At 56.7% G+C, this 24,040-nt stretch carries 29 protein-coding genes; 3 read left to right on the forward strand and 26 right to left on the reverse strand.

Features of this window, described 5'->3' with window-relative positions:
* Nucleotides 1–19: 19 nt before the first annotated feature.
* The 25 genes from M2397_RS16230 to M2397_RS16355 form a co-directional block, all read right to left on the reverse strand.
* Nucleotides 20–421, reverse strand: a complete 402-nt coding sequence (locus tag M2397_RS16230) for a phage tail assembly chaperone (protein ID WP_259244029.1) — start codon at nucleotides 419–421, stop codon at nucleotides 20–22.
* Entirely contained in the window at nucleotides 418–2,139 is a 1,722-nt protein-coding gene (locus M2397_RS16235; RefSeq protein ID WP_259244030.1) for a phage tail protein, read from the reverse strand. The genes M2397_RS16230 and M2397_RS16235 overlap by 4 nt, the downstream gene beginning before the upstream one ends.
* A complete protein-coding gene (locus M2397_RS16240; RefSeq protein WP_259244031.1) occupies nucleotides 2,136–2,741 on the reverse strand; it encodes a phage tail protein I in 606 nt (201 codons plus the stop codon). The genes M2397_RS16235 and M2397_RS16240 overlap by 4 nt, the downstream gene beginning before the upstream one ends.
* A complete protein-coding gene (locus tag M2397_RS16245; RefSeq protein WP_259244032.1) occupies nucleotides 2,716–3,618 on the reverse strand; it encodes a baseplate J/gp47 family protein in 903 nt (300 codons plus the stop codon). Before M2397_RS16245 ends, M2397_RS16240 begins: the two co-directional genes overlap by 26 nt.
* Nucleotides 3,615–3,941 (reverse strand): GPW/gp25 family protein, encoded by a 327-nt coding sequence (locus tag M2397_RS16250; protein WP_259244033.1) that lies wholly within the window; start codon nucleotides 3,939–3,941, stop codon nucleotides 3,615–3,617. The genes M2397_RS16245 and M2397_RS16250 overlap by 4 nt, the downstream gene beginning before the upstream one ends.
* Before the next feature lie 5 nt (nucleotides 3,942–3,946).
* Nucleotides 3,947–4,183, reverse strand: coding sequence for a hypothetical protein (locus tag M2397_RS16255; RefSeq protein WP_310521932.1), 237 nt, complete (start codon nucleotides 4,181–4,183; stop codon nucleotides 3,947–3,949).
* Nucleotides 4,184–4,221: 38 nt separating this feature from the next.
* Nucleotides 4,222–4,827 carry a phage baseplate assembly protein V gene (locus M2397_RS16260; protein WP_259244034.1) on the reverse strand — a complete coding sequence of 202 codons (606 nt, stop codon included), beginning with the start codon at nucleotides 4,825–4,827 and terminating at the stop codon, nucleotides 4,222–4,224.
* Complete coding sequence (locus M2397_RS16265; protein ID WP_259244035.1) at nucleotides 4,824–5,339, reverse strand: hypothetical protein; 516 nt, start codon at nucleotides 5,337–5,339, stop codon at nucleotides 4,824–4,826. The genes M2397_RS16260 and M2397_RS16265 overlap by 4 nt, the downstream gene beginning before the upstream one ends.
* Nucleotides 5,314–5,661: a hypothetical protein gene (locus M2397_RS16270; protein ID WP_259244036.1), complete on the reverse strand. Its 348-nt coding sequence runs from the start codon at nucleotides 5,659–5,661 to the stop codon at nucleotides 5,314–5,316. The genes M2397_RS16265 and M2397_RS16270 overlap by 26 nt, the downstream gene beginning before the upstream one ends.
* A 32-nt stretch (nucleotides 5,662–5,693) precedes the next feature.
* Nucleotides 5,694–6,008, reverse strand: coding sequence for a DUF2190 family protein (locus M2397_RS16275; protein ID WP_259244037.1), 315 nt, complete (start codon nucleotides 6,006–6,008; stop codon nucleotides 5,694–5,696).
* Between the two features lie 68 nt (nucleotides 6,009–6,076).
* Entirely contained in the window at nucleotides 6,077–8,107 is a 2,031-nt protein-coding gene (locus M2397_RS16280) for a ClpP-like prohead protease/major capsid protein fusion protein (protein WP_259244113.1), read from the reverse strand.
* Between the two features lie 16 nt (nucleotides 8,108–8,123).
* Nucleotides 8,124–9,650, reverse strand: coding sequence for a phage portal protein (locus M2397_RS16285; RefSeq protein WP_259244038.1), 1,527 nt, complete (start codon nucleotides 9,648–9,650; stop codon nucleotides 8,124–8,126).
* Complete coding sequence (locus tag M2397_RS16290; protein ID WP_259244039.1) at nucleotides 9,647–9,859, reverse strand: primosomal replication protein PriB/PriC domain protein; 213 nt, start codon at nucleotides 9,857–9,859, stop codon at nucleotides 9,647–9,649. The genes M2397_RS16285 and M2397_RS16290 overlap by 4 nt, the downstream gene beginning before the upstream one ends.
* Nucleotides 9,850–11,913: a phage terminase large subunit family protein gene (locus tag M2397_RS16295; RefSeq protein ID WP_259244040.1), complete on the reverse strand. Its 2,064-nt coding sequence runs from the start codon at nucleotides 11,911–11,913 to the stop codon at nucleotides 9,850–9,852. The genes M2397_RS16290 and M2397_RS16295 overlap by 10 nt, the downstream gene beginning before the upstream one ends.
* The gene (locus M2397_RS16300) at nucleotides 11,876–12,430 is read right to left on the reverse strand and encodes a terminase small subunit (protein WP_259244041.1); all 555 of its coding nucleotides are present in this window, start codon (nucleotides 12,428–12,430) and stop codon (nucleotides 11,876–11,878) included. The genes M2397_RS16295 and M2397_RS16300 overlap by 38 nt, the downstream gene beginning before the upstream one ends.
* Before the next feature lie 200 nt (nucleotides 12,431–12,630).
* Complete coding sequence (locus M2397_RS16305) at nucleotides 12,631–13,368, reverse strand: hypothetical protein (RefSeq protein WP_259244042.1); 738 nt, start codon at nucleotides 13,366–13,368, stop codon at nucleotides 12,631–12,633.
* 23 nt (nucleotides 13,369–13,391) lie between these two features.
* The gene (locus M2397_RS16310; protein WP_259244043.1) at nucleotides 13,392–13,736 is read right to left on the reverse strand and encodes a phage holin family protein; all 345 of its coding nucleotides are present in this window, start codon (nucleotides 13,734–13,736) and stop codon (nucleotides 13,392–13,394) included.
* A gap of 883 nt (nucleotides 13,737–14,619) precedes the next feature.
* A complete protein-coding gene (locus tag M2397_RS16315) occupies nucleotides 14,620–15,234 on the reverse strand; it encodes a hypothetical protein (RefSeq protein WP_259244044.1) in 615 nt (204 codons plus the stop codon).
* Nucleotides 15,235–15,237: 3 nt separating this feature from the next.
* Entirely contained in the window at nucleotides 15,238–16,365 is a 1,128-nt protein-coding gene (locus tag M2397_RS16320) for a DUF262 domain-containing protein (RefSeq protein WP_259244045.1), read from the reverse strand.
* A gap of 275 nt (nucleotides 16,366–16,640) precedes the next feature.
* Entirely contained in the window at nucleotides 16,641–17,030 is a 390-nt protein-coding gene (locus tag M2397_RS16325) for an antiterminator Q family protein (protein WP_259244046.1), read from the reverse strand.
* A gap of 296 nt (nucleotides 17,031–17,326) precedes the next feature.
* Nucleotides 17,327–18,655, reverse strand: a complete 1,329-nt coding sequence (locus M2397_RS16335) for a site-specific integrase (RefSeq protein WP_259244048.1) — start codon at nucleotides 18,653–18,655, stop codon at nucleotides 17,327–17,329.
* A complete protein-coding gene (locus tag M2397_RS16340; RefSeq protein WP_259244049.1) occupies nucleotides 18,652–18,861 on the reverse strand; it encodes a hypothetical protein in 210 nt (69 codons plus the stop codon). The genes M2397_RS16335 and M2397_RS16340 overlap by 4 nt, the downstream gene beginning before the upstream one ends.
* Nucleotides 18,861–20,228, reverse strand: a complete 1,368-nt coding sequence (gene dnaB, locus M2397_RS16345) for a replicative DNA helicase (RefSeq protein WP_259244050.1) — start codon at nucleotides 20,226–20,228, stop codon at nucleotides 18,861–18,863. The genes M2397_RS16340 and dnaB overlap by 1 nt, the downstream gene beginning before the upstream one ends.
* On the reverse strand, nucleotides 20,221–20,928 hold the full coding sequence (locus tag M2397_RS16350; RefSeq protein WP_259244051.1) for a helix-turn-helix domain-containing protein: 708 nt from the start codon (nucleotides 20,926–20,928) through the stop codon (nucleotides 20,221–20,223). Before M2397_RS16350 ends, dnaB begins: the two co-directional genes overlap by 8 nt.
* Complete coding sequence (locus M2397_RS16355; protein ID WP_259244052.1) at nucleotides 20,925–21,149, reverse strand: hypothetical protein; 225 nt, start codon at nucleotides 21,147–21,149, stop codon at nucleotides 20,925–20,927. The genes M2397_RS16350 and M2397_RS16355 overlap by 4 nt, the downstream gene beginning before the upstream one ends.
* A 477-nt stretch (nucleotides 21,150–21,626) precedes the next feature.
* Here M2397_RS16355 and M2397_RS16360 point away from each other — a divergent pair, with 477 nt between their 5' ends.
* The 3 genes from M2397_RS16360 (at nucleotide 21,627) to M2397_RS16370 (ending at nucleotide 23,318) form a co-directional block, all read left to right on the forward strand.
* On the forward strand, nucleotides 21,627–22,295 hold the full coding sequence (locus M2397_RS16360) for a LexA family transcriptional regulator (protein ID WP_259244053.1): 669 nt from the start codon (nucleotides 21,627–21,629) through the stop codon (nucleotides 22,293–22,295).
* 333 nt (nucleotides 22,296–22,628) lie between these two features.
* Nucleotides 22,629–23,012 carry a LuxR C-terminal-related transcriptional regulator gene (locus tag M2397_RS16365; RefSeq protein WP_259244054.1) on the forward strand — a complete coding sequence of 128 codons (384 nt, stop codon included), beginning with the start codon at nucleotides 22,629–22,631 and terminating at the stop codon, nucleotides 23,010–23,012.
* A 21-nt stretch (nucleotides 23,013–23,033) separates the two neighbouring features.
* Entirely contained in the window at nucleotides 23,034–23,318 is a 285-nt protein-coding gene (locus M2397_RS16370) for a hypothetical protein (protein WP_259244055.1), read from the forward strand.
* A 19-nt stretch (nucleotides 23,319–23,337) separates the two neighbouring features.
* Here M2397_RS16370 and M2397_RS16375 read toward each other — a convergent pair whose 3' ends face one another.
* Entirely contained in the window at nucleotides 23,338–24,033 is a 696-nt protein-coding gene (locus M2397_RS16375; protein WP_259244056.1) for a hypothetical protein, read from the reverse strand.
* Nucleotides 24,034–24,040 lie beyond the last annotated feature (7 nt).

Genomic DNA, 24,040 nt, shown 5'->3' on the forward strand with positions numbered 1-24,040 from the left:
GCCCCGTCAGTGCGGGGTGTTATTGGGATTGTTCGGCGATCCAGGCCGGCGCGATGGGCCGATGCTCGCTATCCGGGAAGTCCGGCGATTGCGGCCAATCGCGCAGCTGCTGTCGGTACGTCAGCACCTCAGCGAATTGCTCAGACGAGAGCGTGGTCGCCCGCTGCAAATCCTGTTCATCACGATGTCTCGTTACGAGCCATTCGGTAGAACTAACCTCAGCGTCCCGCCAGTCGCGCTCTAAAGCTGCGAGCTGATCCACTGGCACTGGCACTGGCACACTCAAAGACTCGGAGAACTGACCACCCTCAAACCGCCAACCAATGGCGACCGGCACCCCCTCAGGGATGGGTTCGCCCAATGAGTCACCCATCGCCAATCCGACGACAAGGCTGTCTTGCACCAAGGCGATATTCATCATGCGTCCCACCGGATTCGAACGTTAATCAGGCCCGCGCCCTGCGCACCTGTCGGAATATATGAGCCGATTAATACTCGACCAGCGTTTCTATCACTGAAACCACCAGTCGGGACTGACGGGACGCCTCCAGCGTAAGGGCCAACAGACTCAGCGACGATTGTGTAGTCCGACTTTGTGTTTGAGTCGTAGTCGCCAAAACTCGATACATAAGCTCTAGGGGATCTAGCCCAATTAAGCTGAAGGCTGTAGCTACCGTTGGCAGCGGACCAAAAGGCGGCGGCCTCAAGACGTTTTTTGTTCGCCAGCGGCGTCACGGTTGGCGCCGTACCCGCTGCCCCCGTCACTACTTTGGCGAGAAGAATGTCGATTACCGTCGAATCAAATCCGGCGCCTGACTGACCCGCTTTCGAACGCTGGGAGGCAGGAATAGGATCTGTATCAGCGCCAGTGGCCACATAGAACGCAAGCGCCTTGTTTTCGATAGCCGCGCGCAGGTAGTAAGTGGTATTAACTGCCATCTCAGCGCTCGACCAGGCAGTAGTTAACACCATTCGAGGCCGCCCGGTCTGACCTACCTCCACCTGCTCGGCCAACGCCACTCTCACCCCCGCCGGCACCGACACGGTACCGCCAGATCCAGCAGCAACAGCCGCAGTAATTGCGAGGCGCCCATCACTGGTGGCAACAGTCGGAAAGTCGAGCGCGGCGAACGGCAGCGGGTCCAGCAAATTCGCCATGGCTTCAAGCGCCAAAAGCACCTTCTGATCAACCTGGCCGGCGGTATAAGCGTCCGTAATGCCGTGGCCCGCCAACGTGGCCGGGTTGGTCCCACCAATAACCCGACCACGCCTGTCGACAGTAACGCTCGAATAAGATCCAGCGCTAACACCGGAACTCCCCGTAACCATTTCAAAAATCAGCGCGGTAGCGCCCAAGACAATCGGCGCGTCCGTCACAAGCTGCCAAATACTGTCGCCATTCGTATTGCCAATTTCGACACTAACGAACAGGCCCGGCGTCACCTCTACGCTACTGTCTGCGTCCTGGGTGCGCTTCCACACGCCGGTCGAAGAAACCACGTACAGGCCGTTTTCCTTGAGGGCCGTCTGATTCTTCACCAGCACGCGCGCATCCGCCGGCAACAGCACGCCGTCGATGGTCTGCACACCGCTCAAGGCGATGTTGGCCGTGGTGGCCACCAACACCGATTGTTTGAAGTCCATTTTTGCCATGGCTTCAACAATCTGGGTATCAACGTATTCGCGGGTCGCTAGGACAATCGCCGGGTCAATCTTCAGGACAACACTCGCAGTATTCGCGACGATGAAGTTCATCCGAATAATTTGGGTCTTGCCGGTACCCTGCACAAGCAAAGGCTTGAAGCTCGGGGCACAGTTGGCTACCGCCACCATGTCGCCATCGGCGTCATACAGAGCGATTTCCCGAATCCACTTACCGCCCACGTCTGCCGGGATAACCTGCTCGGTGATGATGATGTTCGGATTTGCCGGATCGGTTCGCACCTGATTGACCGCCGCGCGGCGCCATTCGTTGATCAAGCGCGTTTGCGCGCGGTTGGGGATTGGGTCCGCGCCGTTGGCATCGCCCACGCCCATTTTGGAGAAGGTCCAGGGCTGGCCCAGGGCGGTAGCGTTTGCCTGTTTCGCCTCCCCCACAGCTGTGAGAATGGCAAAAAACTGACTGTTCTGATCAATCATGGATACACGTCCAGGGTGTCAATTTCATCAATACACATGACCAGGCCATAAGTGCCGGTCACCTCGATATCGCGGGGGGTTGGCGGGTAAACGTCGATCACTTCACCCTCGCTTACACAGGCGCCGATGCCGATGTAACCGGTGGTCTCCAGGCTGATCGCCAGGCCGGTCATGTGCCGACTGACGGGCTTGGCGTCATCAATGAGCCGGGTCAGCTCGTCGTACATTTCCTCGGTAATGCCGGTATCCAGCACGCCGACCTTCAGGGCGAACGTGCCAGGCCCCCCCTCGGGCACCGTCTGCCACCACTCCATGACCTCGATCAGGTAGCCCAGCGGCTCGACCACGCGGCGCAATGCGCCAATCGTGCCTTTGTGCTTGTGGATGTAATACGAGGCCTTGATGGCGGCCCGCTTGGTCGCCTCACTCCACCGGTAATCCCAGCGGTCGACCGACCAGGCCCACGCCAGATGCAGCAGCAAATGGGCCGGACAGGTATCGGCGTTGTAGAGCGTGCGCAACGGAACAATGGTTTTTTCGTAAAGCGCAGCCTCAAGGGCGCGCTCCAGCTGCGTGCTATTGCTGGGCAGTAGGCTTTTCATCCGCCAACCTCACGCTGTAACCCGTGCAGTACGCGGCCTGGGCTTTAGTAGGGGCCAGATCGACCCACCCGGGCAGCTCGACACGCGAAACGCCGGCAACATGCACCTGGGCGTCCACAGCAGACCGCGCCACCTCAACGCCAAGACGTTTACGAGGGTTGACCCATTTCGACAGACGGCTCAAGGCTTCGGCCAGGGCGGCGTCACCTTCTGGCCCAGCACTGTTCATGTGCAGGATTGCGTCAATTCGGTAATTCAGAATTTCGGCGCCCTGGACTGTCACCCGATCCCCCAGCGGCCGCACGTCGTCGTCATTGATGGCTTTAGCCACCGTGGCCAACAGCGCCGGCGTGGCCGTCCCGTCCCCTTCGGTACTCAGCACCGTTACGGTAACGCGTGCCGGCGATGGGCTTTCCGCCGTGGCATCCCGCACGAGGCCGGAAGCGTTACGCGCATGCAGGATGTAGCTGTTACGCGGCCCGGCCGTAGTCAGGCCCTCATAGGCCAGCTGAATACGCTCGCGGAACGAATCATTGTCCTCAAGGACTTCAGCCACCGGTGGAACAGCCAGCAGATCCTCGGGTTGAATCACCAGGCGCTGAAGGTTGACGTTTGCGCCCAGCTGATCGAGGTCGCCATTGATCGCGTGAGCCAACAGCAACGCCTTGCATGCGTCGTTAACCCGGGCGCGGTTGCCGACCTTGTTATAGGCCCCCACCTCCAGCACCTTGGTAACCGGATCGCTTTCAAGCGCGGCGTTCCAGTTGTCGCCCATATAGTCGCGGAACGCTGACAACCCTTCTTCGTAGACATCTTCAAAGTCCAGCGGCTCAAGCACCTCCGGCGCCGGTAAGGCCGACAAGTCCACGATGCTCATACGCTTACCTCCAAGACAAAGTTGTCGCCCAGGTACTCGCCGGCAACGAGCATGTTTATTTTTCCATCCAGCAGCGAAAGCGCCGTCACTCGCTCAAGCTTCAGGCGCGGCTCACCACGACCGAGGGCACGGGCCGCTTCGGCCTGGACCGCACTTTTCCAACCAGCATTGATTGGCAAGTCAACGAAACCGCGTAGCTTGCTGCCGTACTCCGGCCGCTGCCGACGACTACCCAGGGGCGTACTCAGAATGTCGGCGATGGACTGCCGCAAATGCTCGATGCCGGATATGGGTTGCCCGGTGTGGCGATCCATTCCGATCATCTGGCTTAGCCCTCCTGGGCGGCGTATTCGCTATGAGCCTTCAGGAAGGCCACAGCCTCTTTATCGGACTCCGGCACCACCACCAGGCCCTTGGCCACCGGGTAGGTACGATCGGTATCGGGCACGACCAGCGTGCGCGACGTGTAGACCAGATCGCGGAACGTCAAAGTCGCCGGCGCAGCAGTGGCTTGTTCTTCGGTTGCGGGCTTTTCGATGGTCTTGGCCATGATTTCTCCGGGCATGAAAAAACCCGCACGCGGCGGGCTGTAGGTGAATTGGGTTAGTGCGTGTGGTGGTTATCGCTATTACCGGCCGCCAGAATATCGGCGGCGCCGGTGATGCTTTGCGTTACGTGTAACGGGCCGTCGATTTCTACCGCGCCGATCAACGCTATCTGCGGCGATTTGATCGCGGCCCAACCGGGCGCCAGATCGAACTCGGTACCGCCCACCGTGGCATTCACCGCGTTATCCGTAACGGTAACCACTGTGCTGCCCACTTTGATAGTGACCGTACCCGTGGGCAGCGTGATGGTGTAAGTCTTTGCCTCCCAGTCGTAAACCAGGGAGCCTCCGTCGTCAAAACGCCAGACTTCTACATGGTCCCGGTTATCCGGCGGCCCGCCGGCGTTGCCGTACAGGCCCGGGATAAACGTGCCCATGCCAGCCTGGCCGCTTGGGTTAAACAAAACCCCCTGCTCGCCCAGGCTGGGCGCTCGCCAGTGCCGCGCCTTGCCCGCCGCCAGGCTGTGCCAGCGCACCCAGGCGCTAGTCCATTCGCCATTGCTGACACGCACCGCCGGCGCCGCCAGATCCACACCGACCACCACGCAGGGCATCAGCATGGCGGCAATCATGCGGTCATGTTCGGCACTGGCGTAGCTCATACCGCATCCTCAGGGTAAACGGGGCCGGTATCACTGGTGAACTCCCCAGCAGGGGCCACGGGGCCGCTTAGGGACTCATCAGGCCATGGCCACGTGAACTCCCCCAATTCGAAAGGCTGGATCCATTGAACCGACCACATGACGAACTGTTCAAGCTCAGGCGTTGGGGCTTCAGGCTGGGCGTGGACCTGCGCCGGCGGGCCGGTAACAAAATCCAAATCCCAAAGCTGATCCTTTAGCACCGTCATCATTTGGCCAGCCAAGATAGCGGCTTGGAGCGATGCCTTGGGCCGGTCTGCCTCCACCAGAATGCAGGACTGGAAACGACCAATGATCGCCGTTTTCCCCTCTCCCCGATCCTGGCCCGGTGCCATATCAGTGATCCCGTACAACAGCGCCGGCGTCATCACCTCGGCGCCCAGCTCCGGGAACTGTTCAACATGCACAACCCGGGGCATCTGTTCGCTAATTATGCGAGTGATCGCATCATGTAATGTCGTCAGTTCGCTCATTGGATACGCTCAACACCAAGTCGACCATGCCGGAACCATCGGGCTTCAGACGGACAACCTTGTAACGGCCACCGCCCAACAGGGTCGGCAGCTCAATGGTTAAATGGTCGCCCTTCTTGACGCCTTGCACGTCGACCACTCGCGCATTCAGGGTGGGCTCTAACACCTCGTCGGCATTGATTGCCCCGCCCAGGCGTGCGGCTCCGGTTTTCCCACCGCCGATTTCGGCGCCGACAAAGGGGGAAGCAAACGCACCGAAGACCCCACGACCATCTGCCAGCGTCGCCGGATCGCCCAGGCGCTCAACCGCCAGAGCGTCCATGCGATCAGCCAGGGCCCGAAAGCCGCCGGCCATTACTGGATCAACAAGGCTTCAGCGAAGCCGCCAGACGCGTCAGTCAGCAGCTTCCCGAACGGAACAGCGTCTGCTGTGCCGTCTGCGACCAACCCACCAGCCAACAAACTGACCTTGGAGCCCTGCTTCAGGGCACCGGTAACCGGCAGCAGCCACGAACCACCCAGGGCACCCACGCACGGTTCGCCCTTCTTGGTGGTATCCATCGGAACCACCACGAGGGAGTTGATAGCCAGCGGAACGCCGGAAGTCGTCCCAGCAGTTGGCGAAGTAAAGGTGACCGTCTGCCCGGCGCCTTGATAATTCTTAGACATCGTTCAATTCTCCAGAACGCAAAAACAACAAACCCCGCACTGGGCGGGGTTATCAGGGACAGCGGTTATTACTTGCCGGCGGCGCTGTACAGGCCGCGGAAGTCGGCAGGAGCAACGCCTGCGTCGATACGCACCTTGCTGGCCACGCCGTCGACGCTGAAGCCGTTTTGCTGCTCCACATAAGGGGTATCAATGCCGTTGAGGTAAGCCACTTCAATGGTGTCGCTGCCTTGCTTGGCAGCCATGTACCAGGCCGTTGCCGACGCATCATCCAGACGCGGCTCACCGATCACTTTGGCAAAGCCGCGAATCGGGTTGATGATGCCAGAGTTAGCATCAGCGCCCGGCACAGAGGCCGAGTTGATGATTTGATTGGCCTTGTCTTCCAGGGCAACCGGGGTCAGCACGTAGGCTGGGCGAATGTTCAAGGTGCGAGGCTTGCCACCATCAACCTGGGTTTTTTGCGAGGCCATTGCAGTCTTACCAGCGATCAAGCTGGCAATGGACAGCTCAGACGCTGGACCAGCCGCGTTGTTTTTGCGCGAAGCATCAAACAACGACTTGCCGTCGCGCATCTTCGGCGGACTGGTCAGTACCGCATAGACCAGATCGCCGATGGTTGCACGCGCCGCCTGGCCCATCTTGTAAGGCACGTCACTCAACAACGATAGGTCGTCGTTGATGATCGCCTGACGGGTGATCGAAAACAGCTCGCCGTAGGTGGCCAGCGTGATCGGCTCGCCGCGATCACTCAGGGTGATGTGCTTGTACTCGGCGCCCGGGCGCACTTCGCGCAAGCTCGGGAACTCGCCCAAGCCGACACGCGAAGACGTTTTGAAGTCGCTCAACTGGCCTTTTTTGGTCCAGAGCTGGAACGTCTCGGGGGCTTCTTCCCATCCGGTCAAAACCGACTTTCCGGCAATATCCAAGAGGATTTGCCCGAAGTCGCTGGAGCTGTGAGTAAAGGCCAGACCGACCATCTGCATCGGATTGAGCGTGGCCACCAGAATGCCGCGCTCAGTCAGGGAGGCACGTGCCAGCTCGTTCAGCCGCATATGATTCAGGCCATTGCTGGCCTCGATTGCGGTAATGCCGATCCTCGCCTCCAGAGAAGCACGCACCGAGTCGCCAACGAGATTTCCGTTGGAGATATGGCCGTGCAGGCCCGGGATATTCGACGGCGTGGACTGCTCGCCCAACTTAGCCAACAGCTGCGCCCGGGCACTTTCAACAGTGCAGGCCATGTCAGCTACGCAAGCCTGCAAAAGCTCAGGATGAGCAGTCGCAAAGCTGCCGAAAGCGGCAGTGATACCGGTACGGCGTACGCCTTCCTCGGCAATGACCTGGGCGCGGATCTGGTCAGCCGACAGGGAGTTTGCCGGGGCAGGCGCTGGAGCTGGAGCCGGGGCAGGCACTTGGTTACGCGGGTTCATCAAACTGTGAAAAGCTTCTGGCGGCATGTGTTCAAACTCCTGCATGCGTTTCGATTTGAGTTGTGCGGCAGCTACCAGCGGATCAATCAACTGATCAGCGAAGCCGGCTGCCACCGCCTCGCTGCCATCCATCCATGTTTCATCCTTCAACAGCGCGTGGATTTCTTCCGCGCTCTTGCTGGTCTTGCTGACGTAGGCCTGCACCAACGTTCCTTCAACCTTATCGAGCAGGTCGGCATAGCGGCGCATATCTTCCGCATCGCCGCCCTGGGCGCCCCAGGGCTTGTGGATCATCATCATGGCGTTGGTCGGCATGTACACCTTGTCACCCGCCATCGCGATCACGCTGGCCATGGAAGCCGCCAAGCCGTCGATGTACACATCTAAACGGGCCGGGTGGGCCTTGAGCGTGTTGTAAATCGCCATGCCGGCAAACACATCGCCACCGGGCGAATGAATGCGCAGGTTGATTTGTGACACGTCACCACAGGCGGCCAGATCCTGGGCAAACTGCTTGGCGGTGATACCCCATCCGCCGATCTCGTCATACAGCAGGATCTCGACACTACCGCGCGCCATGGCGCGCATTGAGTACCAACTCTCCACTGGCTGGTTTGCCGCCGTAATCACGGACGAAACCGACGACTGAACCGACGCCCTGGGCATCGTCAGCGGCGGCGCTTCACGCTTTCTCTTTTTCGCTTGATAGGTCTGCATTGACGGTCACTTTCCCGTAGAACTTGTGATAGGCGTCGGAGCTGAACACCAGCCCTTTCGCTCGGTTGCTTTCGATTTCCGCCTGACGCGAACGCTTAAGCTCTTGCGGGTTTCGCCCGCGCGCTCGGATCACTTCGGCCTCATCGGCAAAACCACCCTGCACCAGCGCATCCCAGGCGGTCGCCTCATGCACCGGGTTAATCCAGGGCATCACCGGCCCCTGATAAACCGCGCCGCACACCGAATCCATGTTTACGTCGCCTGGCGGCACAAGTACGCCGCTGACCAACGCCATTTCGATAAAGGCCCGGTAAACCTTGCGCGACCAGTAGTCGATGAATTCGTGCTGCAGCAGGTCGTAACCCAGTTGCGACTCCACCAATTCCTGACGCTGGGCCGAGTAAGTGCCCGTGTAACTGCGCGTCGCCGTGGAGTAGCCAATGCGCGTACCCGCCGCAACCGCGCGCAACTGACCGTTGCGGAAACTCTCCACAAACTGGCTGGGCCGGTTGCTTTCGATCATCCCCACGTCTTCGCCGGGCAGAAGCCCGTCAAACACCATGCCGGGGGCAATGGGAATACTTCGGGCACCGGTGGCCTGGCCATCTTTGCCGGCAGTCGTAGGCGCAACCACGTAGTCGTCGGTCGAGCCCTTCTTGATAAACATCGCCAGGGCCGCGCTTATCCGGGCAGCAACGCGCTCGCTTTCTTCGTAGTCCTTGATGTCCGCCAAGCGCGTCAACACGGCGTGCAACAGAGGCTGGCCCCTGTTCTGCCCAATTCGCTTGCGGTACGCGATGTGCAACATCCGATCAGCCGGCACGAACTTGGTATCCACCGACATGCTGAAACCCAAGGCACTGCCGGGGTGACGCTTAAGCAGGTTGTATCCAACAACACGGCGCCAGGCGTCGCGTGTGATGCCCTGGCAAATCCCTTTCGATTCGTCGTTGTAGCTCCAGGGCAGGTAATCAGGCTCCAGCAACTCCAGCGTAAAAGGCACTTTGTGCAAGTGCTTGAAGTTGGGCACCTTGCCCAACAGCTGCTGGGCCAACGATTCGCCGTCGCGTAGCCAAGTGCGGCAAACCAGGCGTTCCATTTGTGCCCGGGTCAACTCCCCTGATGTTTCCGGCCGCAAGGACCACTCGGCCCACAGGTCTTTGATTTGTGCCGCGAACTCCAGGTGAATATTGCCCGCGTGATCCAGGGGCAGCGGCTCAACCGCGATCCCGGCACCACCCACTACTCGCTCTTCCAACCGGTCGAAAATACCCGTCACCAGGTCATGGTCTTCGTCCAACTTTCGAGCCTGGCCGCGCAACGATTCAGCGTCGCGCTGCAACGAGCTGTCAGCGCTTCGCGTTTGTCGCTTCGCCTTGTGTGTGCGCGTAACCTCCGCAGCCTCAAAGGCTTGAATTCCGCTACGTGCCGCCAGGCGCCGCAACCCCGCACCCGGACTAACCGCTGCAATGCAGCGGTCGATGAAGTTCAACGAAACTCAGCCAGGGCATAACCCGGACTGCCCTGCACGGCGGCGCGCTGGGCGATAACCCGGCGCTCCCATTCGCGTCGACCTGCTTGGATTTGCGGCAGTTCGGCCATGGTGTGGGTGCGGCCATTAAAAATGGTCGTTTTACCCAGCAGAATGGCGGTCTCTGCCTCCAGATACTTGTCCAGCATCTCCTGCGCGTTTATAGCCATCCGTTACTTTCCACGTTATGCCAGTCGCCAGGGGCGTCGGCTTGAGTTGATGGGGGCTCAGGCCGCGCCGACTCAATCGGCGGCTCTGATTCTTCTGGCTCATTCAGTTCGGGCACTTCCGGCACCTCCCACGCGCCCGTGGCCGGAACGAACTGAGCCTCTAAGGCCAGTTGCTCCAGATCCAGGCCGAAACGCTCCTGACTGATCCGCAGGGCGGCCAGTGCATACACAAAACAGTCGAGGGCTTCATTGCGGCGGCGGCCGTTAGTCCAGCGCTGAACCCGGCGGCCTTTGGAGACCACCCATTCTTTACGCTCGCTGGTCAGCTGCTTCATTTCGTCTTCGTCACACACCAGCTCGTTGAGGGGCAGATGGATGCACTCAGGTGCCGGACGGTCGCCGTCCGGTTCGATTTTCAAGCGGCTGTAGATCAGTTCCTTGGCGTTGTCCGTACCTACCTCAGTGAGGTAAACCCGGTCGCCCTTGGTCTTTTTCTTCGGGAAGGTGGCAATCTTCTTGCCGTAGGTCGCAGCGCCGAACACCGGGATAACCCAGGTGACACCGTGCTTTTTACTTTCCTTCCGCACTTCGTCCGAGTAGTGGCCGCCGGAGTCCCAGCACCAGCGCTCTACACGCATTAGCGTGCCGTCTTCGCGGGTGAACTGGCGTCGTATTTCCTGGCCCACTTTCTTGCGCAGCTCAACGCTTGCAGGGTCACCGGTCAGCACCCAACGGTGAACTAGCCACGCTTCCTCACCGGCGCCGAAAGCCCAAACACGGCCCTCATAACGGTCATCCTGCGTGTCAATCCCGCCGAACAGCGCGACACCCCGGGCGGGCACTTTCAGGTAGTTGCTACGCCGCTTGGCCAACACTTCCCATTCCAGTTTCTCGCCTTGGTCTTCTTCCCATGCTTCGCCCAGGGTGGTGTTGATAAAAGTCTTGAGCTTGCCCCGGTCCTTGCCTACCTTCAGCCATTCGCTGACCACCGAAGCCCAAGTAACGAACTCGGAATACACGGTCCAGATGTGGAACGTGACAGATCGCGGCGTGGTGATCGGCTGATCATCAGCGGAAAACCACTCCATCCCGTCGCGGGTCCAAATACCTTGGCGCTCGCAGATGTAGCGACCAGCAACTGACGCCTGGATCATTTCGTGGTATTCGAACGTGCAACCGTTGCCGGACTCGCACAAGTACCAGGCTTTCTCTACCTGGCCGTATCCATCGAGACGCCAGCGCATGCCGTAAGGCTTGTCGAAGGCTCCCCATTTCAAATGCTGCTCTGTGCCGCAGCATGGACATTTGATGTTGAACCGCAGGAAGTGCGGCGATTCATCAGCCGCCCGACTGATTTGGCAGCCCTCCCCCACTGACTCGTCGTCCTCACCGCCGGCAACGATCACCCCAGGCGTTGACCCGCGAATCGACTTAGGGAACGTCGCACCTTCAAGGCGCTTATCCCCCAGCATCGTCGGGGAGCCCTCACCCTCGATATCGGCGTCGAACTTTGACAGTTCGTCGTAGATCACTTCATCAGGGCTTTTCTCCCGGTAATTGCGCGCCGCTTTACCTCCCAGGCACCAAAGCATTTTCGAGTTATCAAAACGCTTTTCGTCTAGGGTGTTGTCTCGGTGCTTCACGCCGTACCAGGGCGCCAAAGCGCGCACCAGGGGCACATCGCGAATCATCGTTTCGATGTGCCGTTTCATCATGGTGTCGGCATCGGGGTCCGTCGGGCACCACGACAACACGTTGCGTTTCTTGTGCTGGATCTTGTAGCCCTTGTTGGCTACCAGCATCTTGGTATAGCCAACCCGTGCAGACTTCAGCACGTTGACTACGGCGATCAGGTCATTGCCCATCGCATTAAGAATGGCAACCTGAAACGGCGCCGTGGTCCACCGCCCCTCCTGATAGGACGACTCGGAAGACAGGTAAAAATGCTTATCGGCCCACTCAACCGCCGTCAGTGGCGGTTCCTTGTAGAGACCGGTTAGGCCCTTACGGACGCTATCAATCAGCGCCCTCATCCAGGGCTTCGACGAACTCATCTAGAAGCTCCGGCAAGGTGTCGGCCAGGTTGACCGCTTCGTTCCGCGTAACGGCTATTTCACGTTGGATAGCCTCGATGTGACGCACCTCGATATCCGGGTGCTTGCGTTTCACTTTGATGTGAATGGTGTCCAGGGTTGAGCCGAGCATCGCGCTCAACTTGCCCAGGGCGAACAGGCAGAAATCCACCGGCACCAGCTTTTTGGCTTTCACCCGATTACGCATTTCTTGGGCGTCGGCTTGCTCAGTGGTCAACCGCAGTTTCTGCTGCGCTTGCTTGTACTCAATCAGCGGATCGATTGGTTGGCCGTCGTCATCGAGCGGTTGTTGTTTCTCGCCCTTGTGAACCAGCCGGTTATCCAGCACAGAACGCACGTCGTAAAACGACTCCCGGCCGATCTTGGCAATGGGCGTCACCCCCCATTTATCGAAGGCTTGCGTGGTAATCCCGAGGCTGTCCGCCATGCGTGATTTGTTCAGCCACTCCGGCTTACGGGTGATCGATTGATTAACCATAACTACACAACAACCAACCTTTGAAAATGGGTCATATATAGCGAAGACGCGGGGCCCGAATTACCCCCTTAGGGGGTGGCGGTCCGGGAGTACCTTTGATTTTTTCGCAGCGGCCGCCCTGTCAAGTTAAAAAGGCGAGAAAACCGAAGAAAAGGCCAATTTTTTCACCCTTTTTTCTGATTTGATGGCGACTATGGCCATTACCGGGCCGAAGCCATCGCCTCAGCCCAGGCGGTCGCTGCGTCAGCTTTATAGTTCGCGTTTACGATGTTTTGCCCGATCTTGAAGAACGGGAAAATGGTTCGATACCTGGGCGCTGAATCCGCGAAGATGAACACCGGCCGGACTGCATCGCCCATGCCCATGGACTTGCGCTCCCACACACCCTGCGTGCCGTCAACAACACCTGAGAAGAAGCGATGGGCGTTGCCCTTACGTCGACTTCGAGCACTGCCACTGGCGTTTGCCTGATAGCCCCGCGTCGATTCAGCAGCCCCCAGGCCCGACAGGATCTTCAACATCGTGCCGCGCGACACGTTGCCGTACTGATTCATAAAAGCCGTGGTGGGCACGGCGTATTGGCCGCTGCGCATAATGCCGCGTGCTATCAACGATTTCTCGAAACGCTTGTGAGGCCGCATACCACCACTCACCGCCTGCTGAAGGTAAGTGTCGGCAGGAATGCCCGACGCCCATGAGTCTTTGAAGTAGACCTCAGCGGCTCGCGCCTTGGTGGCCATTTTTACGAACAGGCTGTTCAGCGTGGTCGGGGTGGGCCGGTCCAGGCGTTTCTGCATCACCGTGATGGTGCCCTTCTTGACCCGCTTGGCCAGTAAGGTCGCGGTGCGAGCCATCACAAATGGAATGTGCTTTTTCTCTAGCTCCAGCATGCCCGCAGAAACTGGAAACGCGTCCAGCGACATGTCGACCTTGAACATCGTCCCTCCCCGACTCTGTCGATCTACTGACCGTTAGTGGTACGGCCTGAAGCCGGGTCGCTAACGCCCGCCTTACGTGCCAAGAATTGCGTGTACAGGCCACCAGCAACATCTGCACCTATCACGGCGATTACGATGCCCAAGCCGGCCGCCAGGTAGAGGTTGTTCCAAAGGGCCATTGCGAGCAGCAACGTGGCCATACCCAGCAGGCCAGAAGCGAGAAAGCGCAGTGCTACTCGCTGAAGGATTTGGCGAAGGCCCAGGTCGCTGCCTGATGCACGAAGCATTTCTCCAGACAAACCAGCGAGGCTCAGCAGAACCAACAACCACAGGGGTACATCGGTCAGTGCCTGATGCTCGGAGTTCATCTTGAGTCCTCAAATAGGTCGGCCTCTACGTAGCTGGCATCCGCTTTAGGCAAGGAGACAGGCGTGGGGCCGAAAACAAAAAAGCCCCGCTGAATGGCAGGGCTTGAAAATAGGAACAAAAAACCCGGCTTAGTGGCCGGGTTTTGAAGGCGTCTCGCTGCGTTCACAGCAATACACGCTGCTATAAAAACAAATCTATTCCGTGCGGAAAAGCTTTAATTTCAATAACCGCAACTCGTCCTCAGTCCGTCGCGACCCGACTGGGTAATGACGTATCCACCCGATCCGTCTGACTCGAGAAATCCCCTTTTAACAAGAGAGTCCACAGTCCTTATCGAGTAAATTTCAATCTCTTCGTTTGGCCCTGGCTGAAATCGACCCTCGGCATAAATTGTGTATCCCAAGCAGGCCGAAGTGAGAGCGACCTTCTGAAGCTCTGTGAGGTTTAGCCGAATAACTTTATGCGACTGGGGCAATATCCGCTCCAGCTCCCCATCCTTCCAGTCAACCGCTTCCGCGCTTGCCGTAGGTTTATTCCCCTTAGCCCTGGATCGAAGCACTACAAAAACGACCGCTACCGAGACAATCAGCGCCGCTTTTACATACACGTCCATGTGACCTTCTCCGTGATTAAATTGCGAAACTCCGCTCTACTTGACCACCCATTTGCGTTCGCTCTGTCCAAAGATGGCACCGGATTTGACCAACACGCGTTGAAACCATGATCGGCAGAGGACGGCCAAAAGCTACCATCGAGCAGTACTAACCGGCGGGAAGATAGTCGCCGGGGCGCAGGCCCCCCCCAGACGCGCACAAAGTTATCCTGCATTTGTTTGCTCGAATATTCGCAGAAGTATGGACGAAATGACTTCCCGTAATCATTCTACTTCGTTAGATCAAAATATAAGGCCAGCCCATCCACTAGGTCCTTAGCAGAAGCAAATTCAACACTGGGTGCATTAATTGTGGAAGAGTGCTTTGTGCTTTGATGTGCTACATCGCCCCGACTTTTCCCATAACTGTTAAGACTTGCTGAAAGAGTTGAGTCAATTTCGTCTGCTGTCTTTCCTGCAAAGATTGACAACACATTAAATGACCCCTCCTTGATTCCATTATTATCTTTGATGAAACCTTTTGCACTTCCAATCATTTGCGTGACGTAACCTTTAAAAGCCGTGACATCAAAAGCATGTTCAGAGCTTAGTGGTTTATTCACTACGGTTGCTATGTAAAACAACTCAGGAAAAAACCGAGAAGAACCAACCTTTGAGCTTACTAACTGGAGACTTATTTTATCTAAATTCTCCTTCGCTTTTCGCTCTAAGAAATCCTCAATTTCCGCGTGCATTAAAAGTCTGAAAGCAGCAATAGAATCCAGGTCAGGCGTAAACTGTCCTGGATTAGCATTCTCAATTTTGATTAGATCATCTAGAAACTTAACCCTCAAATCAGTGAGTCTTGTTTCTAAATGTGCAAAGTGGGCGCATTGGGTTGGCATAGGTTAAACAATCCTATGCGCGTTTTTATCGTAAGCCCTTCCTAGGCAAGCGGCTAGCTTTTCACCCCATAGATCAACGCGTTGAAAAGTCGCAGCAACTGTTTTAGGTGTCTTTTCAATCGAGTCTTTAAAAATCTGAGTCGAGCATACTTCTCTAAAAGCTGCTACCACTTCAGGTTGACGTGCAACCGCTTCGGCAGCTACATCGGGCTGCGCGAAGAAGCGGGATATACAATCGAATACTGCGCGGTTGATAACGCGTTCATATTTATCGCCAATCCATTTTTTAAACGCGTCTTGGCCGAATATCTTATGCGCCGCATCAAGAGCAATATCTAGTCGCTGGAAGATACTTTCAATCTGCGGGGTTTTATTCGCCCAGTCATCTTCGAAATATCGGGTATTATTGTCTAGAAACTCTTTGAAGTCACCTCTGTACTCGGCTAAGGACTGGTCATAAGCAACAAATCGCAGTACAAGTTCCGAATCCCTCATCCTTTTGTCCAAACCAACCCCAAACACGGATTTGAATGACGCGCTACCTAGCATGTATTTATCGATGGCGCTAATGAGGTTTGCGCCAATCAATGCTTTGCGTAGCTCTTGCGGAGAAAGTGGTAGGCTGCCGCTATTAAGGCGAAAGAAAGTAACATAGAGAAAGTTTTCGTCTTTCCAGTTTCGGATTACGCTCGCCCTGATTGTTGCGTTTTCCAAATACTCACGATCTTCTTGAGGCAGGTCGCCGAATGCTTTCAAGTTAAGATCGCGGCGCATGTCAAGGCCTTTAAGCTTATACTCACCTTGCATATACTCGCTCACAGCTACAAGTCGCTGCTTGCCGTCAATGACAATAAACTTGCCGCGAGAATCCTTATTTTCTGCCAGAACAATGTTTGGCACAGGAAGCCCTACGATAATTGACTCAATTAGTCGGCTCTTCCTTTCATCATCCCAAGCGACTCTGCGCTGAAATCCAGGTTGCAGATCGATATTACCCTTTTGGATTTGTAGGTTAATCGTTTCGATAGTCCAGTCAGCATTAAGAACTACCGCGTCTTTGAATGATACTTGAGAAACAATGTCGTCTTCGTTTTCTTGCTGGTCATCAGGAATAAGTTCGAACTCAGCCATGTCAATTCCCTATGTGTAGCCGTAGTGATGATGGAATTTTGCCATCTTAGCCTAAGCTTGTAATTAGGTACACAGGAGTGCAGCTGACCGCTTTTTGCGCCGACAGCAGTTTTTTCGCGACCGCCAGCCACGGGGCGTTCTCTGCCGGTCATGCCCACGAATCGTACTGGTCAGTTCCGAAACAAATGATTGGCCAGGTCGAATGCTAATGGGTGGGCAAGTCCGTGCAAATACACCATTGACGCCGGATAGCAGTCAGGAAGGCGTCGCAGAGGTTAAGCCACCGCCCTCATCTCACTCACAGCACAATCCACCCAAGCAGCCCCAGCCCTCGCCAACTCACGTGCTTTCCCCTCACTGAGTCCGAAATACTTCCCCACTCGCAACATTGGCCACTTTTCGCCGTAGTACAGCCAAATCACGTCTCCCATCTGTTGATCTCGATGGGTCAGCCTAGCCACAGCATTATCGATAGCTACGGCCCACTCATCTGTGATGCAGTAATTCTTACTAACTGATACCTGTGCTACCGCTTGCCGCATCAGCGCCAAAGTAGGGGACGTGTAACCAGGCACACCCATCCCGTCCATTCTCCACCATCCCCACTGTTCAAGCAGGTATTCGGTGTCCCCCAATGGCCGGCCAGCCGGCTTACGAATCATCATGCTCTCAATCCCCTGTGTAATTTGTTCCGCCTGCTCCCAGGCGGTTTGGTTGCTCGTATTGGCTCTGTGGCCCTATCGGTGTAGGAGCAGTCTTTAACGCCAAGACTTCGCGCTGTACCTGCTGCAATTTAAAACTTAATTGGGTGACCAACTCGCCGACAGAAAGCACCAACTTGCTCCCCTGAACAACCCAACCTGAGCCGTTGCAATCCGTGCAAACCAGGTCATAAAACACCCCCGCCACTACCGCCCTACCCTTGCAGATCGAGCAGGGTTCAAGTTCGATCCGCTCCCGCTTAAAGCCAGGCCCCTGTCGTTTCTGCACGTTTTAAAACCTCGCCCTTAACAAATTGCGGTTCTGGCTCGCAGGCCCCGCCGTTCAAGGCGTCTACGAGGTTTCGCGAATCTTCATATCTAACGCCTGTCTGCGCGTGAATCGCCTTGAAGCCACGCGCATCTAACCAGTCGTGCCACTTCACCAACGCCAGGCGGCGCTGCTCTTTGGCCTGGGTGTTGATGTAGGTAGAAGCGATCTTGCCCAGGGAGTGGTTCAGCAACATCTCGCCTATGTGGCCGTCGACGCCGAGGTCAGTCCAGGCGGTGCGGGCCACCTTGCGCAGGTCGTGACTGGTCCAGGCGCCCTGCCCCAACCGAGTGAACGCGGCACTGGCTTGGTTATCACTCAGCGGCTTGCCACGGCGCGACGGGAACAGAAAAGCCCCTGTGTAGCCCTGGGTGGTTTGGCGGTCACGGTAATGGCGCAGCAGCGCGCATACTTGATCAGTCAGCGGCACACGCAACTCGGTTTTGCTCTTGGTATGTTCCGCCGGTAGGAACCACTCACGCTCAGGCAATGCAACGTCAGCCCACCGCGCCTGGCGGGTTTCACCGATCCGGGTGCCGTGGCACAGCATCATTAAGGCCAGCATGGCGTCACCTGGCGCGCTGTCGAAGCGCTCAGCCAGCAGCGTCACTAACTCGGGCACTTGCACATCGCGCAGCCGGGCGGGCTTGGGCTGAATGCGCGCCGACGTGAAGTTGCTGAACTTCAGCTCGGCCATCGGGTTGACGGGGATCAGATCCAGCTTGCGCGCCTGACGAAAGGCCATCGCAAGCAGACGAAACAGCTGCTGAACATACGACAGCGACAGCTCAGCCTGCACCGGCCACATCAGCAACCGGTCGAGGGCCTGTGCGTTGACATCGCGAAGCAACAAATCATTCAGCCGCGGCTTGAGCTGGCAGCTGATCGCAGACTTGATGGCCGCGCGGCGCTTGTCAGACAGTGCCCGCGACTTGGCCATGCGCTCACAGAACCAGTCGAGCAGCTCGCCGACAGTCAGCCAGCCCGACACGCTGGCCGCCCCATCCGCCGCCACACGCAGGCGCACTGCCGGCAACGCCGCGATCACCTGCTTGGTGTTCAGATCGGGAAAGGCGCCAATACGGTGCCACTGCCGCTTGTGGAGCAGGTACCAGGACCCGCGCGCACGGTTCTTGGCGAAACGAAAGTGCAGCGTCGGGTGGCCGGCATCACGCAGGTCACGCACGTGCTCGAGCTTGGCGTTGCGCACAATCTCGGCATCCGACAGTTTTACTGTCAGGGTTTTGATTTGGGTATTCAAACGTTGCCCTCCTTTCGGGCAAGTAGGTCAACGACCTCAAAAGTCGATGGCCACATCCAATTGCCGTAGCGCTTGGCCATGGCCTCATCAGCGAACAAAGCCACGGCATGGTCAGGCAGGACGTCCATGTCCAACTTGAAGCCGCAGCAATGCACCGCATAGCGGTAATTGGCCGGGACCGGAACGGCTAGGCGAATCGGTGCCATCAGTTTTTTTCCTTTCTGTAACGACCGGCCAGACTGCTGACCTTTTCGGGTTTGGTCGGCTCAACCCAGCCCGCTGCGAGCTGTTCGAATCGGCTGTACTGACCGTGGAAAGCGGCGCGCACGGTGCCGCCTGCAATGTCACGGCCCTTGCCGATAATGATTTCGGCAATGCCTTTGGCTTCGGTGTGTTCGTGGTAGACCTCGTCGCGGTACACGAACAGGATGATGTCCGCGTCCTGCTCAATGGCGCCGGATTCGCGCAGGTCAGAACACAGCGGGCGCTTGTTGGGCCGTTCTTCGCATTTGCGGGAGAGCTGGCTGAGCAGGATCACCGGGACGCCCAGCTCGCGTGCCATGAGCTTCGCGGTGCGCGTCATGTGGCTGACTTCCTGCTCACGACTGGACGTGCGCGAGTCGGACTCCACCAATTGCAGGTAGTCGATGACAATGAGGTCCAAGCCATAGCGACGCTTATGGCGGCGAGCCGCCGAGCGCAGTCGATTCATTGACATCGACGCGCGATCCGACAGGAACAGATTCGACTTCTTGAGCTTGCCGGCGGCACTCATCAGCTCGGCGCCGTGGGTGTTCGGGGCTTTGCCATTTTTGATCAGCTGTAACGGCACTCGCCCTTCGGACGCCATGAAGCGATCCATCAGTCCCGTGTTATCCATTTCCAGGCTGAACGCCATCACGCTTTTGCCATCACGGATGGCCGCGTGAGACGCGATGTTCATGGCGAGCGTGGTTTTGCCCATGGCCGGACGGCCAGCAATCACGATCAGTTGGCCAGGCTTGAGCCCTTGCAGCTTCTCGTCCAAATCAGGAATGCCCGTGGACAGGCCATCAATTTCGTCACCACGATCAGCCCGTGCCTGCAGCACCTCGATGTAGTCGTTGAGAAAGTCCTCAGCCTTGACCACTTCGGATGTTGCCGATTGGCTGTCAATGGCGTGGGACTCAGCCTGTACCGCTGCAACCTTGTCAGCCGCGGGCTGGTCACCGTAGGCAATGTCGTTGATCCGCACGCTCAGCTCGATGATCGACCTATCCAGGCTGCGCTCACGAACCGTTCCGGCGTAGGAAGCGGCGTTTGCAACGCTTGGCGTATTGCGGGCAATTTCTGCAGCGTAGGCAAACGAACTCGCACCACCAGGCAGATCCCCCACATAAACCCCGACGGTCACGATATCGACGGGATGACCATCACCGTGCAAGGCCAAAATCCCGCGATACAGCTCGGCGTTGTCCTCGTAGTAAAAGTCCTCGGGCACCAGGTCGGCGGCCAGTACGTCGATCAGCTCAGGGCGCAGGAACATCGCCCCCAGCACGCCGTGTTCGGCTTCCAGGCTGTAGGGATCACGCATTGTAATTACCCTCAACGACCTTCACGAAGTTGCTCGGGGCAATCAGCCAATCGAAGTTGCAGCGGAAAGGATTACCGCCAGAAGCCGAGACCTTGCCCATCAGAAACTCGCTGGAGCGCACCAGGGCGAAGTACTCGGCCCAGAAACTGAGATCCTGATGAACATCGCTTTCGTTCCAACGTGCGCTGACCTTGGCAATCCGATCATTGGTCAACAACATGACCCGGGGAAACTCCGGGATCGTTGCGTTGAACAAATCGACGATTGCCTGGGTTGGGCATTTCGGCTTCGAAATTTTCGTTGGTTGCTCGGCGCAAACAAGGGGTGACGGTTCACTTGATGGTTCTATTACGGTTCTGGGTGCGGCTGCTGCGGGGGTTTTTGTCGTGAGCTGCGGGGGTGGGGATGCAGCTACTGCGGGGTGCGCCTCCTGCGGGGGTGCATATGCTGCGGGGGTCAGGGTGTACATAGTTGAGCGCCCCATCCGTTCGCGAACAGACAAAATGCGCGCCTGGCCGAGCCACTTGATGGCAGCCTGAACGGTTCTTTCAGCAAGGCAAGTACGCTCAGAAATACGAGCGACCGAAGGCCAGCAAACACCCTCGTCGTTTGCATTGTCAGCCAGCGAGATTAGGACTGCTTTTTGCGGGCCACTCATGCCTTGCAACGGCCAGCACAGGCTCATGATGATGGTACTCATGCGGGAACATCCTGGGCAGGTGCCAGGGACGCCTTCAAGTAATCGAGGCATTTCCGGCGGAATTTAGACTTGGATGCATGCGAGTACTGGCCGCCGATCATGAGGGCGGCACTCATCGCAGCGAATTGATTTGAATCGAGGTGTCGAGACACCTTTTCGGAATCGCCGGACAGTGTCGCGACATCGCCCGAGCTGTTGACGGCGTGGCCGTTATTGATCATTATTCACCTCGTTATGAAGCTGTACTGAACCGCCCTGCCAGGCGGTTTTTTTATGTCTGTAATTTGGCTACTGGATGAATTAACAGCTAATCCATAATCTCTATTCCGGAGTTCCAACTCGGCGGAAAATGGAGGACATCAAACGGTTAAGCCGTCCTAGGATGCTCAACGAAATAGTTGGTGAGAGCCTGAATCGAGCTGATCCGAGGATCCTTGGTGGCACCGTTCGAGATCTTGCTCAGCGTGAAATATGGGACTTTTGCTGCGCTACTGATTTCCCGCCATTCACCGCGGCGGCGAGATAGCTCGCCTCTGACGAAGCCCAGCAGGTCATTTTGGAAATTGGCTACGTGCATAGCGGCTAACCTATCTAGTCATTAACGCATATCGTAGCCATATACGAATAACTTGGTCAAGCCACAAACGACTAGCCGCAGATGAGACTATTAGCCGTATATGGTTTAGGGGCTACGCAAAATGCTTTCTACTCGCCAAATCCTGGCAAACAACCTCAAGTACCTCATGTCCAGCTCGCAAAACTTGAACACCCAAAAGAAATTGGAGGCCAAGTCAGGGGTTGGACAGACAACGATCGGTCGAGCCCTAAAAGCAGAAACGGACACCGGTATAGACCGGGTTGAGTCGTTGGCCAAAGCATTTAAGCTTGAAGCTCAAGACTTGATTGATAACGGTCTGATTGACCGCCTCAAGGGCGGGGAATCAAACATCAGTTCCGGTCATGGCCTTTATGATCCGGTACCTCTGATCTCATGGGTGGCTGCAGGGATGCTCAGCGAAAGTTTTGATTTGCTATCTATAAATCATGCCGAGGAATGGCTGCAGTGCCCTTACTCCCACAGTGCCAGCGCATTCTGCCTGCAGGTGAATGGGCTAAGCATGTTCCCCGAGTACAGGGATGGTGAAATCATCCTCGTCGATCCGGATATTGAAGCTCGTCACAACAGTGATGTAGTCGTGAGGACGCCAGAGCCTGATCGCAAGACAACATTTAAAAGGCTCCAGATTACGGAGGAAGGCGTTTTCTTGTTGGCCCTGAATCCCGACTATCCAAGCCGTATTTTGGAAATGCCAGAGGACACCAAAATCTGTGGAGTGGTGACAGGCTCCTGGATGAAGCGTCGCTAGAAAAAACCAGTTCAAGCAAACCCGCTTAGGCGGGTTTTTGTTTGCCCCCACAAAACCGAATACGAATAACAAGAAATAAATAGCCATATCTGGCTTGACATAAAACCCGCATACGAATAATTTAATAGCCACGAACGGCTAGTAAAGAGTTCGGCGGGACTTAACAACCCACAAACGACTGGTGAAGCCGCCAGATAGCATGGGATCAGCGAAGTGATCTCCCAGCCCCGGAAAGCGGGACCGACTGGACCAAGCTCTTTAAGTAGAACGGAAGATTTCACTGGCTGGCCTTGGCGACAGGGCCAGACGGGAAACTAACCGGGAGTCACGACGATGGAAGTAACAATCATCAACGGCGTATGGAAAGGCCACCTCGGGCGCGGCCTTGCGCACAAAGAACTTCAGTACCTGCTATCTGCTGCCCAGGGCATGACGGCCAAGCAGATTGCCCGCCAGTTCGACGTGGCAGCCTGCACCGTAGCGAAGCGCCTTTCCTGCGCCATGTTCAAGCTCGGCGTTACCCGCCAGACCGCCATGATTGCCGAGGCTATGCGCCGCCAGATCATTTCGCCGATGTGCTTCGTATTGGCGGCACTGATCGCCATGCACGCAATGATCGGTGACGAGTCAATGCGTCGTGACCGCCGGGTGCCAGAACGCCGTACAGCAGAAGTCAGGATGGTTCGCCGCGCCGAACAACCGATGCTACTCGCCTAACTCAAACACCGAGGAAAAGGTATGCCCCCATCAATTCAAGAGCGTGCCGAAGGGCTCGCAGCCCTCCGTGTCCGCGCAACCATTGCCACCAGCGCGATGTACGCCTTGATCGGCAAAGAGCAGCCCGTACAAGAGGTTCGCTTTCAGGTAGTCAACAAAGGCAGCAGCGCCTATCACGTCGTCGAACGCTCCACCGGCAAGGTCATGGGGATGTGTTTCACCTGGAAGGCAGCGATCAACCGCGCCCAGGTGCTGGAGGCTCGCGCCGATGGCAGGAAGATCAACATAGAAGGGTGGTCTTCATGAGCGGTGTACTTCGGACGAACTAATCATCTACCAACACAATCCTTCTCTCTATAAAAACGAATGGATTATCTGTTGGTATTGAGTATGTAAAATCCTCGCAAACCCTTCGCCCATCCGATCTCAGATAGTTGATCAAGCATTGTCCGGTCCTATCTTCGGATGAGGCAGGGAACACAAAATCTATATCGGCACTTCTAGAGTCTCTTCGAAGTTTCCCTAGACTGACGGAGCCAGTGCTACCAATGGGAGGCTCAAATGTGACAGAAACGTCTCTAGCCTCAAAGCCGGAATTCTGAAAATAGACACTAGTTCTTATTCCTTCTGGCACTCCCTGCCTGACTCCGATCGAAGTAGAAAATACAGCTGATAAAGCCTTTTCGACCTCTTTTTCTTGCAACTGCAGTGCCGCCTTTTGAGATGCTATTTGCTGAACAGCCGCAGTTGCCATAATAGATTGCTGCTCCACAGAACGCTTCAATTCCTCTGCTTGCAACCTCAATGCATCCGTACTCAATTTAAGTTCTCGGCCTTGCTGCAAAAACCCTAACACCAACCAAAGAAATGCGACAGGCCCGAAAACTCCCGCAAGAAAGTCACCAAGTTCATTGAGCTTTAGCTCTTGAAAAGCTTCAAGTTTTAGTATTACCGTCAATGCGATTATTAATAGATAACCTATGGTACCCAATGCACCCCAAAACTCTAATTTCTTAATCATATTCACC

Source organism: Pseudomonas sp. BIGb0381, assembly GCF_024809815.1.
Classification (GTDB): Bacteria; Pseudomonadota; Gammaproteobacteria; order Pseudomonadales; family Pseudomonadaceae; genus Aquipseudomonas.

Bases quoted from the DNA above. Each gene is read 5' to 3' on its own strand.
- M2397_RS16230 (WP_259244029.1), bottom strand. From the start codon at position 421: ATGATGAATATCGCCTTGGTGCAAGACAGCCTTGTCGTCGGATTGGCG.
- M2397_RS16235 (WP_259244030.1), bottom strand. From the start codon at position 2,139: ATGATTGATCAGAACAGTCAGTTTTTTGCCATTCTCACAGCTGTGGGG.
- M2397_RS16240 (WP_259244031.1), bottom strand. From the start codon at position 2,741: ATGAAAAGCCTACTGCCCAGCAATAGCACGCAGCTGGAGCGCGCCCTT.
- M2397_RS16245 (WP_259244032.1), bottom strand. From the start codon at position 3,618: ATGAGCATCGTGGACTTGTCGGCCTTACCGGCGCCGGAGGTGCTTGAG.
- M2397_RS16250 (WP_259244033.1), bottom strand. From the start codon at position 3,941: ATGATCGGAATGGATCGCCACACCGGGCAACCCATATCCGGCATCGAG.
- M2397_RS16255 (WP_310521932.1), bottom strand. From the start codon at position 4,183: ATGCCCGGAGAAATCATGGCCAAGACCATCGAAAAGCCCGCAACCGAA.
- M2397_RS16260 (WP_259244034.1), bottom strand. From the start codon at position 4,827: ATGAGCTACGCCAGTGCCGAACATGACCGCATGATTGCCGCCATGCTG.
- M2397_RS16265 (WP_259244035.1), bottom strand. From the start codon at position 5,339: ATGAGCGAACTGACGACATTACATGATGCGATCACTCGCATAATTAGC.
- M2397_RS16270 (WP_259244036.1), bottom strand. From the start codon at position 5,661: ATGGACGCTCTGGCGGTTGAGCGCCTGGGCGATCCGGCGACGCTGGCA.
- M2397_RS16275 (WP_259244037.1), bottom strand. From the start codon at position 6,008: ATGTCTAAGAATTATCAAGGCGCCGGGCAGACGGTCACCTTTACTTCG.
- M2397_RS16280 (WP_259244113.1), bottom strand. From the start codon at position 8,107: ATGCCCAGGGCGTCGGTTCAGTCGTCGGTTTCGTCCGTGATTACGGCG.
- M2397_RS16290 (WP_259244039.1), bottom strand. From the start codon at position 9,859: ATGGCTATAAACGCGCAGGAGATGCTGGACAAGTATCTGGAGGCAGAG.
- M2397_RS16295 (WP_259244040.1), bottom strand. From the start codon at position 11,913: ATGAGTTCGTCGAAGCCCTGGATGAGGGCGCTGATTGATAGCGTCCGT.
- M2397_RS16300 (WP_259244041.1), bottom strand. From the start codon at position 12,430: ATGGTTAATCAATCGATCACCCGTAAGCCGGAGTGGCTGAACAAATCA.
- M2397_RS16305 (WP_259244042.1), bottom strand. From the start codon at position 13,368: ATGTTCAAGGTCGACATGTCGCTGGACGCGTTTCCAGTTTCTGCGGGC.
- M2397_RS16310 (WP_259244043.1), bottom strand. From the start codon at position 13,736: ATGAACTCCGAGCATCAGGCACTGACCGATGTACCCCTGTGGTTGTTG.
- M2397_RS16315 (WP_259244044.1), bottom strand. From the start codon at position 15,234: ATGCCAACCCAATGCGCCCACTTTGCACATTTAGAAACAAGACTCACT.
- M2397_RS16320 (WP_259244045.1), bottom strand. From the start codon at position 16,365: ATGGCTGAGTTCGAACTTATTCCTGATGACCAGCAAGAAAACGAAGAC.
- M2397_RS16325 (WP_259244046.1), bottom strand. From the start codon at position 17,030: ATGATGATTCGTAAGCCGGCTGGCCGGCCATTGGGGGACACCGAATAC.
- M2397_RS16340 (WP_259244049.1), bottom strand. From the start codon at position 18,861: ATGGCACCGATTCGCCTAGCCGTTCCGGTCCCGGCCAATTACCGCTAT.
- dnaB (WP_259244050.1), bottom strand. From the start codon at position 20,228: ATGCGTGATCCCTACAGCCTGGAAGCCGAACACGGCGTGCTGGGGGCG.
- M2397_RS16350 (WP_259244051.1), bottom strand. From the start codon at position 20,928: ATGAGTACCATCATCATGAGCCTGTGCTGGCCGTTGCAAGGCATGAGT.
- M2397_RS16355 (WP_259244052.1), bottom strand. From the start codon at position 21,149: ATGATCAATAACGGCCACGCCGTCAACAGCTCGGGCGATGTCGCGACA.
- M2397_RS16360 (WP_259244053.1), top strand. From the start codon at position 21,627: ATGCTTTCTACTCGCCAAATCCTGGCAAACAACCTCAAGTACCTCATG.
- M2397_RS16365 (WP_259244054.1), top strand. From the start codon at position 22,629: ATGGAAGTAACAATCATCAACGGCGTATGGAAAGGCCACCTCGGGCGC.
- M2397_RS16370 (WP_259244055.1), top strand. From the start codon at position 23,034: ATGCCCCCATCAATTCAAGAGCGTGCCGAAGGGCTCGCAGCCCTCCGT.
- M2397_RS16375 (WP_259244056.1), bottom strand. From the start codon at position 24,033: ATGATTAAGAAATTAGAGTTTTGGGGTGCATTGGGTACCATAGGTTAT.